The organism is Archangium violaceum, from assembly GCF_016859125.1.
Classification (GTDB): Bacteria; Myxococcota; Myxococcia; order Myxococcales; family Myxococcaceae; genus Archangium; species Archangium violaceum_A.
Window position 1 is genome coordinate 6,022,757 of record NZ_CP069338.1, and the last position, 13,271, is coordinate 6,036,027.

The 13,271-nt window shown below is 68.6% G+C and carries 11 protein-coding genes; 5 read left to right on the forward strand and 6 right to left on the reverse strand.

Features of this window, described 5'->3' with window-relative positions; genetic code table 11:
- Positions 1-8: 8 nt before the first annotated feature.
- Complete coding sequence (locus JQX13_RS25815; protein WP_203411562.1) at positions 9-986, forward strand: MBL fold metallo-hydrolase; 978 nt, start codon at positions 9-11, stop codon at positions 984-986.
- Positions 987-1,136: 150 nt separating this feature from the next.
- Here the strand turns inward: JQX13_RS25815 and JQX13_RS25820 are convergent, their stop codons facing one another.
- Positions 1,137-2,078, reverse strand: coding sequence for a DUF4382 domain-containing protein (locus JQX13_RS25820; RefSeq protein ID WP_203411563.1), 942 nt, complete (start codon positions 2,076-2,078; stop codon positions 1,137-1,139).
- 202 nt (positions 2,079-2,280) lie between these two features.
- Complete coding sequence (locus JQX13_RS25825) at positions 2,281-3,759, reverse strand: pentapeptide repeat-containing protein (protein ID WP_203411564.1); 1,479 nt, start codon at positions 3,757-3,759, stop codon at positions 2,281-2,283.
- Positions 3,760-3,802: 43 nt separating this feature from the next.
- On the opposite strand from JQX13_RS25825, the gene JQX13_RS25830 reads away from it, so the two are divergent.
- Positions 3,803-4,768, forward strand: coding sequence for an RluA family pseudouridine synthase (locus JQX13_RS25830; RefSeq protein ID WP_203411565.1), 966 nt, complete (start codon positions 3,803-3,805; stop codon positions 4,766-4,768).
- On the forward strand, positions 4,765-7,347 hold the full coding sequence (locus JQX13_RS25835) for a penicillin-binding protein 1A (protein WP_203411566.1): 2,583 nt from the start codon (positions 4,765-4,767) through the stop codon (positions 7,345-7,347). The genes JQX13_RS25830 and JQX13_RS25835 overlap by 4 nt, the downstream gene beginning before the upstream one ends.
- A gap of 27 nt (positions 7,348-7,374) precedes the next feature.
- Here the strand turns inward: JQX13_RS25835 and JQX13_RS25840 are convergent, their stop codons facing one another.
- From JQX13_RS25840 to JQX13_RS25855, 4 genes are all read right to left on the reverse strand, one after another.
- The gene (locus JQX13_RS25840) at positions 7,375-8,133 is read right to left on the reverse strand and encodes an SDR family NAD(P)-dependent oxidoreductase (protein WP_203411567.1); all 759 of its coding nucleotides are present in this window, start codon (positions 8,131-8,133) and stop codon (positions 7,375-7,377) included.
- Positions 8,134-8,221: 88 nt separating this feature from the next.
- Positions 8,222-8,902, reverse strand: a complete 681-nt coding sequence (locus tag JQX13_RS25845; protein ID WP_203411568.1) for a glutathione S-transferase family protein — start codon at positions 8,900-8,902, stop codon at positions 8,222-8,224.
- Positions 8,903-8,926: 24 nt separating this feature from the next.
- Positions 8,927-9,469: a hypothetical protein gene (locus JQX13_RS25850; RefSeq protein WP_203411569.1), complete on the reverse strand. Its 543-nt coding sequence runs from the start codon at positions 9,467-9,469 to the stop codon at positions 8,927-8,929.
- A gap of 51 nt (positions 9,470-9,520) precedes the next feature.
- The gene (locus JQX13_RS25855; protein ID WP_203411570.1) at positions 9,521-10,552 is read right to left on the reverse strand and encodes a histone deacetylase family protein; all 1,032 of its coding nucleotides are present in this window, start codon (positions 10,550-10,552) and stop codon (positions 9,521-9,523) included.
- A 166-nt stretch (positions 10,553-10,718) separates the two neighbouring features.
- Here JQX13_RS25855 and JQX13_RS25860 point away from each other — a divergent pair, with 166 nt between their 5' ends.
- Complete coding sequence (locus JQX13_RS25860; protein ID WP_430384196.1) at positions 10,719-12,758, forward strand: methyl-accepting chemotaxis protein; 2,040 nt, start codon at positions 10,719-10,721, stop codon at positions 12,756-12,758.
- A 124-nt stretch (positions 12,759-12,882) separates the two neighbouring features.
- Positions 12,883-13,236 carry a hypothetical protein gene (locus JQX13_RS25865; protein WP_203411571.1) on the forward strand — a complete coding sequence of 118 codons (354 nt, stop codon included), beginning with the start codon at positions 12,883-12,885 and terminating at the stop codon, positions 13,234-13,236.
- The last annotated feature ends 35 nt before the right edge of the window (positions 13,237-13,271 follow it).

Consider the following 13,271-nt stretch of genomic DNA (forward strand, 5'->3'; position numbering starts at 1 on the left):
CGTTCCCCATGAGCGTCGAGCTGCGAAGGAACGGACTGCACCTGACCGGGACGCCCCTGTCCCTGGATGCCACACGCAAGTCCCCCCTGTCCTTCGTCAGCCACGCGCACTCGGACCACATCGCCCGGCACGAGCGCACCATCGCCACCGCCGCCACGCTGCGCTTCATGGTGCACCGGCTGGGGAAGGTGAGCGCCCCGTTGCCGGTCCCCTACGGCCGTCCCTTCGAGCTGGGCTCGCTCATGTTGGAGCTGTTGCCCGCGGGCCACATCCTCGGCAGTGCCCAGCTGCGCGTCATCCGCGAGGACGGCAAGCGCATCGTCTACACGGGGGACCTCAACCTCGCGCCCTCGCTCACCGCCGAGCCCGTGCAGGTGGCCGAGTGCGACACGCTCGTCATCGAGTCCACCTTCGGGCACCCGCGCTACGTCTTCCCGCCTCGTGACGAGGTGCTGGGCGCGGTGGAGTCCTGGGTGCGCCGTCACCTGGAGCGCGGCGCGGTGCCGGTGCTGCTCGCGTATCCGCTGGGCAAGAGCCAGGAGGCGATGAAGTACCTGTCCAACCGCGGCTTCCCGCTGGTGGCCCACCCCTCCATCTACGAGGTGACGAAGCTCTACGGCGAATTCGGTGTCTCCATCGAGCCGCTGCGCCGCTTCGAGGGCCGTGTCGAGCCGGGCGAGGTGCTCTTCTTCCCTCCGCACCTGGCGCGGGGTGGGGCACTCGCTCCCTTCTGGCCGAGGGCCACCGCCGTGCTCACCGGCTGGGCGCTCGACGGCGGCGGCGCCGCGCGGCGCTACGGCGCGGACGTGGCCTTCCCGCTGTCGGACCATGCCGACTGTCCGTCACTCGTGCGTTACGTGAAGGCCACCGGCGCCCGCGACGTCATCACCCTGCACGGCTTCGCCGAGGAGCTCGCCGAGGTGTTGCGGGGGGAGGGCCTGGATGCGCGCGCGCTCGGTCAGCCCAAGCAGCTCGCGCTCCTCTGAGCCCGATGATTCCACCTGGGCCCGAAAAAGACCGAACGGGGATACGGTGCCGTGCCGTATCCCCGTCCGGTACTACTAGGGGGGGTACTACTAGGGGGAGGCCTTTATACTACAAGCCCGCCCTGGGAGGCTCCATTTTATTACACTGCGTTACTGCATGGCGATGGACGCCGAGGTCAGCACGAAGGCCTGCGTCTGGTCCTGGCCGGAGACGATGACGACGGAGGCGGGCACGGCCGGGTTGATGGTGAAGCTGATGCCCTCGGGGCCGGTGAAGCCGATCTCGTAGTTGCCGGGGACGAGGAACTTGAAGCTGGCCTCGAAGATGCCGTCGCCGTTGGCGTCCGTCAGGGCGATCTCCTCGGCGGCCGGGGCGGAGGCGCCATCCGGGCTGGCCTCGGTGGGCTTGAGCGTGGCCTTGAAGTCGGCGAGCGACAGCACCCGGCCCTCGAACTCGGGGAGGATGACGGCGGCGTCCTTGGCCAGGGTGACATTCACGCTGCCGCTGAAGGTGATGTCCGCGCCCTTGATGACCGGCTTCATCACCCACTTGTCGCCCTGGCCGCGCTCCTTGCCGAAGCTCTGGGACACGTCGAAGTCCACGAGAATCACCTTCTGCTCGCCGGACACCTCGACGTCGCCGTCGAACTTCACCTTCAGGCCGGAGGAGCTGAAGCTGGGCGTCTGCAGGCGGCCCGCGACCTGGGCGCCCTCGGGCAGGCCCTCGTAGTTCTCATCCGTGGCGTAGATGAGGGTGCTGCCATCCTCCTGCTCGACCTCGATGTAGGCGCCGGAGATGACGAAGCGCAGCTCGCTGTACCTGCCAGCGGGGACGACCGCGTCCTTGACGATGTCCTTCGTGTCGTTGGCCAGGGTCACCAGGTTGGTGGTGGTGGCCTCGCTGCTGAGGACGAGCCTGCCACCCTCACCCTGGAGGTAGACCTCCGAGATGGTGACGACGGCCGCCTTGAAGTCGCCCGGGGCGTCGGTGAGCTTGATGGTGACGCTGCTGTCGTTGCCGCCGCAGCCGACGGTGACGAGTCCGAAGGCGATGGCGAACAGGCTGAACGCGAGAAGCTGGAGGCGTTTCATGGAGGGTGCTCCGGGGTTTCGTAGTGAGGCTTCATGAGCCCGATGGCTCATGTGTCCTCCCCGAAGCACTCCCCGTGCCGCGCTCCAACCCCTTGGAATCAGGCCCGCCAGGGCATCAGGGGCCCGGCGGGTGTACCGGATGGGACAGGGGGAGTGTCCCGGACCGTTCACTTCCCCCCGCCCCGGGCGTGGCGACCGCCCGTCACTCCTCGCCGGGCGACTGGACGATGAGCTTCTCCTTGCCGCACACGTCGCAGCGCAGCTGGACGAAGAGGTCCTCCTCGCTCTCCTCGGGCACCTCGCCCTCGGGGACGCCCAGCTCGGCCTTGGCGAGCGCGGGCACCTTGCGGGGGATGTCCTCGGCGCGCAGCGACTGCACGTAGGTCATCTCCCGGTCGTGGCACTCGCGCGTCTCGGGGCCGGTGAGCCAGGAGGGCTCCATGCCCTCGGGCAGCCGGCCGATGAGCTCCATGTGGGAGAGGGCCTCGGCCAGGTAGGCCAGGCGCCGCAGCCGGGCCTCGTCGGGGAGGGCGGCGAACACCTGGAAGCCCTCGAGGAGGGCCTGCCGGTCCTCGCCCGTGGCCAGTTGCGCCAGCTCCATGGCGGCGTCGGCCGACTCGAGCGCCTCTTCCCAGTTGTTCTCCGGGTTGAAGCCGGCCTCGAGCAGCGCGGTGTAGAGCTGGGTGGCGGCGAGCCGGCGGCGCACCTCGTGGGTGAGCTCCACCACCTCGTGGGGCAGCCGCAGCTCCAGCAGGGCGCCGGTGGTGCGCGGGTCCACCGAGCCGGTGAGGTCATCCACCTGGAGCTCCTCGCGCAGGGCGCCCTTGAGCACCTTGGCCGCGGAGAAGCGGAAGGAGGGCACCACGCCCACCTCGCGCAGGTACATGGCGGCGAGGCTGGCGTCCTTGCCCCCCAGGCGCAGGGAGCGCTGGGCGCGCTCCACGGCGCCGGGGTCCGCCGAGGGCTTCTTGTTCTCCAGGCGCGTCTTCACCGCCTCGCGGTAGAGCGTCTCCAGCGAGGAGCCGGGCGGCAGGCGCGGAGGCAGCAGCGGGCGCAGGCCGGGCACGTCGAGCACCCACAGGGGCGGGGCGCCCAGGCGCTTGAGGGCGCGGAAGAAGAGCTGGCCCGGGTTGTCCTGGGGCTTGAAGGGCGGCAGCTCGTTCTCCGCCGGCTGCTGCTCGGGCGAGGACATGGAGAGCACGGCGCCCGGGCCCATCACCTTGTCCCGCTGCTCGCGGGTGAAGGCGGTGATGCCCTGCACCGGGGGCGGCGGGGGCGGGGGCGGCTCGTCGCCGTCCAGGCCGGTGACGCGGTCCATGTCGACCTCGTCGAAGTCCGCCTCCTCCAGGCCCTTGGCGCCCGTGAAGTCGCAGCGCAGCAGCTTGAGCCTCTCGAAGGTGGCGCCCTCCAGGTTGGCGCCTCGGAAGTCGCAGTCCTGGAGCCGGCCGCCGTGGAAGTAGGCGTTGGAGAGGTCCGTATCGCGGAAGTTCACCTTGGACAGGTCGCAGCGCTCCCACTCGCTGCCCACCAGTTCGAGACCCGACAGGTCGGTATTGGCGGAGAAGAGCTGCGAGAAGGTCGCGCCCGTGTGCTCGGTGGGAACCTTGCCGGCCTTGCGCAGGCGGTTCCACTCGGCGCTTCCGTTCTGTAGGAGCTGTTCAATCGTGGGGGCTTTCGGCATGGATCCGAATTTATCGGTGTGGTGAGGTCCGTACGCCAGTCAAATGATCGAGTTCCGAATCGAGGAAGACAGCGCGGGCATGCGGTTGGACAAGTTCCTCCGCAAGAAGCTCGCGAACGTGCCCACCTCGCACCTCTTCAAGATGATTCGCGTGAAGAAGGTGCGGGTGAACGGCAAGCGCGCCCAACCCGAGCAGCCCCTGGCGGCCGGCGACACCATCTCCATCCGGGGGACCGAGGAGCAGCTCCTCGCCCCCGCCAACCCCGAGGAGCGTAAACCCCCTCCACCCCCTCCAGTGGACCCCAGCGAGCTCGTCATCCTCATGGAGGACGACTGGATGATGGCGGTGGACAAGCCGAGTGGGATGGCGGTCCACACCGGCAGTGGCATCACCGGCGGGACGCTGGTGGACTACGTGCGGGCCTACCTGGGGCCCAAGGCGGTGCGCAACGACTTCGCGGCGAGCCCCGCTCACCGGCTGGACAGGGAGACGAGCGGCGTCATCCTGGTCGCCAAGCGCCGGCCGGCGATGGTCCACTTCACGGAACTCTTCACCAACGGACATCCCCGCAAGAGGTATCTGACACTGGTCAAAGGGAAGATGCCGAGGGACTCGGGGGTCATTAACCTCCCGCTCGCCGAGCACCAGCAGACGGCCGAGTCCAAGGCCCGTCGCGGGGTGAACATGCAGGAGGCCGTGACGCGATGGAAGGTCATCAAGCAGTCGGGCGAGGCAGCCCTCCTCTCCTGCGTCATCGAGACCGGACGCACTCATCAGATAAGAAGGCACCTGACCGCCATCGGGCACCCGGTGGCGGGCGACAAGAAGTACGGTGACTTCGCTTTCAATCGGGACGTGCGGGCCCGTTGGGGTCTCAAACGGCTGTTCCTGCACGCCGAGCGCATCGAATTTCCCCACCCGGCTCACGGGGGCAAGGTGGAGGTGGAGGCGAAGCTGCCCCCGGAGTTGAAGGACGTGTTGAAGCGCGCCGCGCTGGAACCCTCATGAGTACGAATCCCAACGAGAAGACCGATCGCTCCCAGTCGAAGCTGGTGCTCGACGGTGTCCCTCCGAAGCGCCGCTGGTGGGTGGGCCTCTTGAAGTTCGCCGGGTGGGCCACGCTGACGGGGGCCACGGCCGTGGCGGTGGTGGCGCTGGGCATCTACTACCACTTCTCGCAGGGGCTGCCGGAGATCCCCAAGGTGGACCAGTACTGGCCGCCCATCGTCACCGAGGTGTACACGGATGACGCGGTGCTGGCCGGCGAGTTCTACCACCACCGGCGCAAGGTGGTGCCCTACGAGCGCATCCCCAAGCGCCTGGTGCAGGCCTTCATCGCCAGCGAGGACTCCAGCTTCTTCGATCACCAGGGCGTGGACGTGCTGGGCACCGCGCGCGCCGCCTTCAAGACGATCAGCAAGAAGCTGGGCCTGGGTGGCAGCGTGCAGGGTGGCTCCACCCTGACGCAGCAGACGGCGAAGGCCGTGCTCATCGCCGCCGAGGGCTACGAGAGCGCCACCGCGAAGAACCTCAAGCGCAAGATTCGCGAGGCCATCCTCGCCCGGCGCCTGGAGGAGGCGCTGACGAAGGAGGAGATCCTCTACCTCTACCTCAACAACGTCTTCCTCGGGCACCACAGCTATGGCGTGCAGAGCGCGGCGGAGAACTACTACCGCAAGGACGTGCGGGACCTGACGCTGGGCGAGATGACGCTCATCGCGGGTCTGCCCCAGGCGCCCAGCCGCTACTCGCCCTTCCTGCGGCCGGAGGCGGCGAAGAAGCGCCGCTCGTACGTGCTGCGCCGCATGTTCGACGAGGGGATGATTTCCAGGGAGGAGCGCGAGGCGGCCGACGCGGAGCCGGTGCGCGTGTACCCGGTGGAGGACGTCTTCCACGAGTTCGCCCCCTTCTTCACCGAGCAGGTGCGCCGCAACGTGGTGGAGCGCTACAGCAACAAGGTGCTGCTCAACGAGGGCCTGAAGATCTTCGCCACCATGGACAGCGAGCGGCAGCGTGGCGCGCAGGAGGCGGTGCTCGAGGGGCTGCTGGCCATCGACAAGCGCCAGGGCTTCCGCGGGCCGGTGCTGCAGCTGGCCACGGAGCAGGAGCGCAAGGCCTTCCTGGAGAAGGCCACCCAGGTCATGGGCGACGAGAAGCTCACGGAGAACAAGCTGTACGTGGGCCTGGTGACGAGCGTGGACGCGGACGGCAAGGGCGCGGAGGTGCGGGTGGGTCCGCACAAGGGCCTGCTGCCGCTGTTGGGCATGCGCTGGGCGCGCAAGGTGAACCCCGAGGGCTACTACCCGGGGCTCATGCTCACCTCCGTGAAGCGCGCGCTGAGCGTGGGCGACGTCATCGTGGTGCGCCACGTGGTGAAGAAGGAGCTCACGGACGACAACGTCCAGTTCGACCGGAAGATGGACAAGGAGATTCCCGAGGACGTGCCGCTCTTCCGGCTGGAGCAGGAGCCGGAGCTGCAGAGCGCGCTCGTGTCCGTGGATCCCCACCGCCAGTACCTGACGGCGATGGTGGGCGGTTACGACTTCGACGCCAACGAGTTCAACCGCGCCTTCCAGGCGTGCCGCCAGCCGGGCAGCTCCTTCAAGCCGCTGGTGTACTCGGCGGCGCTGGAGCAGCTCGGGTGGACGGGCGCCACCATCATCGTGGACTCGCCCATCGTCGAGCACGACCCGGAGAACGGTGTCGCCTGGAAGCCGGACAACTACAGCGACGAGTTCCTGGGGGACGTGCTGCTGCGCACGGCGCTGGTGAACTCGATGAACATCCCCGCGGTGAAGACGTTCGCGGCGGTGGGCGTGAAGAACATGGCCGAGTGGTCCACGCGCCTGGGCCTCACCACGCCGATGAACATGGACTTCTCCGCCGCGCTGGGCTCCTCGTGCGTGTACCCGTACGACCTGGCCAACGTGTACGCCACCTTCAACCGCTACGGCCGCAAGAAGCCCACGTACTTCATCCGCAAGATCGAAGACCGCTTCGGGCGCACGCTGGAGGACCACACGGCGTACGACGACGCGTGGGCGCCGCTGCAGGACCGGGTGGCCGCGGGCTACGCGCGCCTGTTCGAGCCGGGTGAGCAGGTGATGAGCCCCGAGACGGGCTTCATCCTCACCTCCATGCTGCGCGGCGTGGTGCAGGAGGGCACGGGCGCGCCGGCGCAGCGGCTGGGCAAGCCGGCGGCGGGCAAGACGGGTACCACCAACGACTCGTTCGACACGTGGTTCGCCGGCTACACCCGCGACCTGGTGACGGTGACGTGGGTGGGCTACGACAAGAACGAGCACCCGCTGGGCCGCTACGAGACGGGTGGCCGCGCGTCGCTGCCCATCTGGCTCAACTACATGAAGACGGCGCTGGCCGCGCGCCCCCAGGCCGAGTTCTGGCCGCCCCAGTGGCTGAGCGAGAGCCTGGTGCTCAAGCGCGTGGACAAGAAGACGGGGAAGATCGCCTCCTCCGGCACCAAGGATGCCGTCAACATCTGGTTCAAGAAGGGCACGGCGCCCGAAGAGGTGACCCCCGAGAAGGGCTCGGTGGGCACGCAGGAATTCCTCATGGGCGCGCCGTAGCGGCACGCCCCGGGGCGCCGCCGTGTGTCAGAGCAGCCTGCGCATGGCGGCGTCGAAGAGGGCGTTGGGCATCACCTTCATCACGCCCATGAGGCTGGCCGTCTGCCAGGGGAAGGCATACTCGGCCTCTCCTCGAAGGATGGCCTTGCCCATCATCTCCACCGCCTCCTCCGTTTCCAGGAGGAAGGGCATGGCCTTGTTCTGCGCCGTCATCTCGCTCTTCACGAAGCCGGGGTAGATGCAGGTGACGCGCACGCCGGTGGCCTTCAGGTCCACGCGCAGGCTCTCCATGAAGGTGGAGAGGAAGGCCTTGGAGGCGGAGTAGGCCGCCTGACGCTTCAAGCCCCGCCAGGCGGCGAGGCTGGCGATTCCCACGATGTGGCCCCGCTTGCGCTCCACCATCTGGGGCAGCACGGCGCACAGGGTGGCGGCGGCGCCGGTGACGTTCACGTCGATGGTCTTCTTGACCGTGTCCCAGTTGATGCGCTTGCCGGACGACTCCTGGCCGAAGCCGGCGTTGGCGATGATGAGCTCCAACCCGCCACAGGCGGCATCCAGCTCGCGGATGCGGGCGAGGGTGGCGTCCGCGTCGGCGACGTCCAACTCCACGGGCTCGATGTGGGCGCCGGCCGCGCGGGCCTCGTTGGCGAGCGCCTCCAGGTTCTCACGGCGCCGGGCCGCGGCGTACACCTTCACGCCCCGCCGGGCGAACCAGAGCGCCAGCCCACGACCCAGGCCGCTCGAGGCCCCCGTGACCAGCGCCGTCCGATAGTTCATCTCCGCCATGTGTGCTCCCTCCGGATGTCGGTGCCCTTCCTGCCACGGAAGGGCGGGGGAGGGGAGCACAAATGGCGCGGTGCGGCACGCGCCAGGTCTACCGCTGGACGATGCCCTGGACCGACTGGATGGCCTGGGCCTGGGCGGCGGGGGACGCGCCGATATTCGAGGGTTGCGGCACGGTGATGCCCTTCTGCGCCGCGGGCCGCTGCTCGATGGCCGCCAGCCACCGTTGCAGGTTCGGCAGTCCGTCCACGGACACGCCCGCCCACCCATGGATGCGCACCCACGCCCAGTTCGCGATGTCGGCGATGCTGTAGTCGCCCGCCAGGTACTCGCTCTCCCCGAGCCGCGTGTCGAGCACCGTGTAGAGCCGCCGCGTCTCGTTCTGGTAGCGGTCGATCGCCGGTTGGAGCTTCTCCGGGAAGTAACGGAAGAAGACGTTGGCCTGCCCCTGCATGGGCCCCACACCGGCCATCTGGAACATCAGCCACTGCGTCACCAGCGAGCGGCCCTTGCGGTCGGTGGGCATCAGCTTCCCCGTCTTCTCCGCGAGGTAGAGCATGATGGCTCCCGACTCGAACACCGCGAAGTTCCCCTCCTCGCGGTCCACGATGGCCGGGATGCGCCCGTTGGGGTTGATCTTCAAGAACCCGGGCTGCTTCTGTTCGCCCTTGCTGATGTCGATGGGGTGCACCGTGTACGGCAGTCCCATCTCCTCCAGCGTGACGGACACCTTGTATCCATTGGGTGTTGACCACGTGTACAGGTCGATCATCGGCGTTTCCTTTCCGTTGCGCGCTCAGGCTCCGAACAATCCCTGGAGCACCTCGCGGTAATAGTTGGTACTGCCCACGTGCGAGGAATGCCACTTCGCCGACTGGCTCAGCCGGTTGACCACCGCCTCGAACTCGGCCTGGCTCACGTCCCGTAGCGACATGTACAGCCGCGCCGCGCCCTGCAGGTACGCGAAGAGCGGATGCGGATCGGTCCCATCCGGCCTGCGGCGCAGCTGGCGGTAGAGCCGCTCGAACTCGTCGTCCGTCTCGGGCCTGCCAATGGCCGCGCAGTAGTTGGCGGCCGTCGACTCCAGCAGCAGGAGGAAGGGGTGGTACTGCGGCGGCGGCGTCCGCGACAGATCCGGCGGCACCGTCGAGCCCGTCCACAGCTGCGAGATGGGCTTGAGCGTCGTCAGCACCAGGCCCTCGTTGCCCATCACCGGCACTTCCCCGCGCGGCGGCACCACCTTCTTGTTCTCGTCGCGCTGGATGGCCACCCGCAGCAGCTCGGGCTGGTCCACCTTCAGGCCCGCGCGCTGCAACTTCTCCACGGCTTCAGCATCCACGTCTCACCCCTCCACCTGTGAAAGTCGTCCAGGTCTCCACTCGGGCACGCCTCACCGGCCCAGCACGGACCAGTAGGGCCTGTGCGCCTCTCGACTGCGCCGCAGCGCCTCCGCCGCTCCCGGGGAGACCCCCTCCGGGAAGCGATCCTTGATGTCCTCCGCCATCACCTCCACGCAGGCGTGCACCGACCGCGAGAGGCCCTCCAGCGAGTAGCCCCCCTCCAGCAGCATCACCAGCCGTCCCCCGCATGTGCTCTCCGCCAGCGCCTTGAGCTCGGTGCTCATGGCCGCGAAGCCCCGCTCGGTGAGCTCGAGGTCCCCGAGGGGATCCTCGCGGTGCGCGTCGAAGCCCGCGGACACCAGCACCAGGTCCGGCCTGTAGGCCCGCGCCACCGGGAGGAAGAGCTCCTGGAAGAACGCTCCGTAGTCCGCGTCCGTCGCGCCTGGCGGCACGCCACAGTTGAGGGTGTAGCCCGCGCCCGCGCCCTCGCCCACCTCGAAGGGGGCGCCCGTGTCCGGGTAGAAGGGGAACTGGTGCGCCGACATGTAGAGCACGTCCCGCCGCCCCCAGAAGGCCGCCTGCGTGCCGTTGCCGTGGTGCACGTCCCAGTCGAAGATCAGCACCCGCTCTGCGCCCTGGCGGCGCGCGGCCTCCGCGGCGATCGCCGCGTTGTTGAAGAGGCAGAAGCCCATGGATTGATCCGGCTCGGCATGGTGTCCCGGCGGCCGTACCAGCGCGAAGGCGTTGCGCGCCCGCCCCGCCATCACCTCCTCCACCGCCTGCACCGACGCTCCCGCCGCCCGCACCGCCGCCTCGTAGCTGTCCGGTGACGTCACCGTGTCCGGGTCGATGAGCTCGGTACGGCCCCGCAGCCCCCGCAGGTACTCGCGCAGCCTGGGGGTGTGCACGGCGGCGAGCTCCTCCTCGGTGGCCGAGCGGGGGACCCGCCGCTCGGTGCCCGGGATGGGCTCGCGCCCGAGCAGCTCCAGGATGCGGGCCAGTCGCTCCGGCCTCTCCGGGTGCTCCGGCCCCGGGTCGTGCCGGAGGAAGAGAGGATCGGTCAGCAGCAGCGTCTGGGTCATGGCGTGGGTTCCCACCCAACCAGTATGGCGCGAACGAAGCCGCGGCGCCCGCCCTCTCTCTCCCCGAGCGAGGGACGGGAGGCAGGGGCTCCCGGGCGTCACCGCCGGTTTCTTGCCCTTCGAGGGCCAACCTTCCTACAGTCCCCGGGCCTTGCTCCGACGCCTGATGAAGAAACCCGGTCTCCGGGTCGCCCTGTTCGCCTCGTTCACCGCGCCCCTGGTGTTCATCCTCCTGGGCCTCCACCTGTCCCTGTCCTGGCTGGTCTCGAACTATCTCGAGACGCGGCTCATGGAGCATGGCCGAGCCAAAGCCGTGGAGCTCGCCAGCCTCCTGCCGCTGCCGGACGCGGACAAGCAGGCCATGCGCGCCATGGGCTCGCTGGGCGCGGATCAGGACTTCACGTACGTGGCCATCGTTGCCAGCAATGGCTCCATTCTCCTGGAGAGTAGCGGGCAGCCCGAGCGTTTTTCCGCGTTGCTCGGACAGCTCCCCCAGGAGACCGCCTCGTCCTTCGAGCTCCCCAATGGGGACCAGCTCCTGTCCGAGCTGGCGCGAGGGCCCCAGTGTGGAGCCGGGGCGTGCCGGGTCGTGGTGGTGGTGAACTTCGCGCCCCTGCGCGACATCCTGAGTGAGCTCACCCTGCTGCTGGTGACGGCCTTCCTCATCGGTCTGTCGGTGGTGGTGGGCCTCATCTACCTCGTCACGAACAAGTTCATCCTCCGGCCGTTGGATCGCATGATGGCGGTGGCGCGCAAGATGGCGGAGGGGGATCTCACCAGCCGCGTCCCGGTGGATGGCGCGGGCGAGCTGTCCCAGCTGGCCGAGGCGCTCGATGGCATCGGCCAGTCGCTGCGCAAGACGCTCGGGCAGGTGCGCGGCGTGTCCGAGGTGGTCTCCAACGTCATCGAGCAGCTCTCGCGCGCCGGCACCACGGTGTCCTCGGGCGCCTCCACCATCCAGGGGCGCGTGGAGGAGACGTCTTCCTCCATGGAGCAGATGCTGGCCAGCCTGCGTGGCATCGCGGAGAACGTGGAGGTGCTCTACCAGAGCGCCGAGGAGAGCAGCTCCTCCATCATGGAGATGGCGGCCACCAACGACGAGGTGGCCGAGAACGTCCAGGCCATGGCCGCCAGCGTGGAGGAGACCACCAGCGCCATCGAGGAGATGACCTTCTCCATCAAGGAGGTCGCCAAGAACATCGACGAGCTGCGCGACTCCACCGAGGAGACGAGCACCTCCATCGGGCAGATGGACAGCGCCATCGGCCAGGTGGAGGCCAACGCCAACGAGACGGCGCGCCTGTCCGAGCAGGTGTCCGAGGACGCCAAGACGGGCGTGGAGGCCCTGCGCAAGACGATGCAGGGCATGGACCGCATCAAGGAGTCCACCCGCGGCGCCTCGGGCGTCATCGACAGCCTGGGCCGGCGCATCTCGGAGATCGGCAACATCCTCAACGTCATCGACGACGTGGCCGAGCAGACCAACCTGCTGGCGCTCAACGCCGCCATCATCGCCGCGCAGTCGGGCGAGCACGGCAAGGGCTTCGCGGTGGTCGCGGATGAAATCAAGGACCTGGCCGACCGCACGGGCAAGTCCACCAAGGAGATCGCCGACCTCATCAGCCGCGTGCAGGAGGAGAGCCGCAACGCGGTGCAGGTGATGAACCAGGGCGTGCGCAACGTGGAGGAGGGCGTGAACCTGGGCCGCGAGGCCGAGGGGACCCTGCGGAAGATCAACGACAGCGCGCAGAAGTCCACGCAGATGGTGAAGGCCATCGCCCGGGCCACGGTGGAGCAGGCGCGCGGCAGCAAGCAGGTGACACAGGCCATCCACCGCATCTCCGAGACGGTGCAGATGATCTCCAAGGCCTCCAACGAGCAGGCCAAGGGCGGCGAGCAGATCATGAACAGCGCCGAGCGGATGAAGGCCATCACCGCCCACGTGCAGCGCAGCAGCCAGGAGCAGGCGCACGGCAGCAAGCAGATCACCCGCTCCATCGAGAACATCAACGAGATGGTCACCCACCTCAACCGCGCCCAGAAGGAGCAGACCAAGGGCAGCGAGCAGGTGCTCAAGGCGGTGGAGGCCATCAAGGGGGTGTCCGAGCACCAGACGCGCTCGGTGAAGGCGCTGGAAGAGGCCATCGACAGCCTGCAGCGTCAGTCCGAGGTGCTGCGCGCGGAGAGCCGGCGCTTCAAGGTGTAGCGCGCGAGGCTCGCGCCGGGGCAGGCGAGGGGGCTACCCCATGCCCTCGTGCTGGCGTCACCCTGGCGCTCGCGGCCCCTGGTGCCGTTTCGTTCGATGCATAGCGTTGGGCCAGGAGGTCGATATGGAACAAACCGTGAAGCGGCGTGATCCCATCGTGCTCGGCTCGCTCTGGATGATCGGCGTGAGCCTCGTCCTGTTCTTCCTGCCCGCCGTGAATGGTCTGATCGGCGGCGTGGTGGGCGGGTACAAGGTTGGCAACGTGAAGCGGGCGCTCGGGGCCGCGATCCTGCCGGCGATCGTCGTGTGCGTGGGGCTCTGGCTGTTGCTGGCCGTTTTCAACCTGCCCGTCGTGGGCTTCCTCTCGGGAGTGGCGCTCGGCCTGTGGGTGCTCTTCTCCAGCATTGGCGTGCTGGTGGGGGCGGCGGTGGGCGGCGCGATGGCGGGCGCGAGCTCGCACCGGCGGCTGCCGGCCTGAGGTCCGGACCTCCTGGGCCAGGGCGGGGTTGGGCA

Coding starts and splice junctions, on each gene's coding strand:
- JQX13_RS25840 (WP_203411567.1), bottom strand. CDS start 8,133: ATGGCGGAGATGAACTATCGGACGGCGCTGGTCACGGGGGCCTCGAGC.
- JQX13_RS25860 (WP_430384196.1), top strand. CDS start 10,719: ATGAAGAAACCCGGTCTCCGGGTCGCCCTGTTCGCCTCGTTCACCGCG.
- JQX13_RS25835 (WP_203411566.1), top strand. CDS start 4,765: ATGAGTACGAATCCCAACGAGAAGACCGATCGCTCCCAGTCGAAGCTG.
- JQX13_RS25830 (WP_203411565.1), top strand. CDS start 3,803: ATGATCGAGTTCCGAATCGAGGAAGACAGCGCGGGCATGCGGTTGGAC.
- JQX13_RS25865 (WP_203411571.1), top strand. CDS start 12,883: ATGGAACAAACCGTGAAGCGGCGTGATCCCATCGTGCTCGGCTCGCTC.
- JQX13_RS25820 (WP_203411563.1), bottom strand. CDS start 2,078: ATGAAACGCCTCCAGCTTCTCGCGTTCAGCCTGTTCGCCATCGCCTTC.
- JQX13_RS25825 (WP_203411564.1), bottom strand. CDS start 3,759: ATGCCGAAAGCCCCCACGATTGAACAGCTCCTACAGAACGGAAGCGCC.
- JQX13_RS25855 (WP_203411570.1), bottom strand. CDS start 10,552: ATGACCCAGACGCTGCTGCTGACCGATCCTCTCTTCCTCCGGCACGAC.
- JQX13_RS25815 (WP_203411562.1), top strand. CDS start 9: ATGAGCGTCGAGCTGCGAAGGAACGGACTGCACCTGACCGGGACGCCC.
- JQX13_RS25845 (WP_203411568.1), bottom strand. CDS start 8,902: ATGATCGACCTGTACACGTGGTCAACACCCAATGGATACAAGGTGTCC.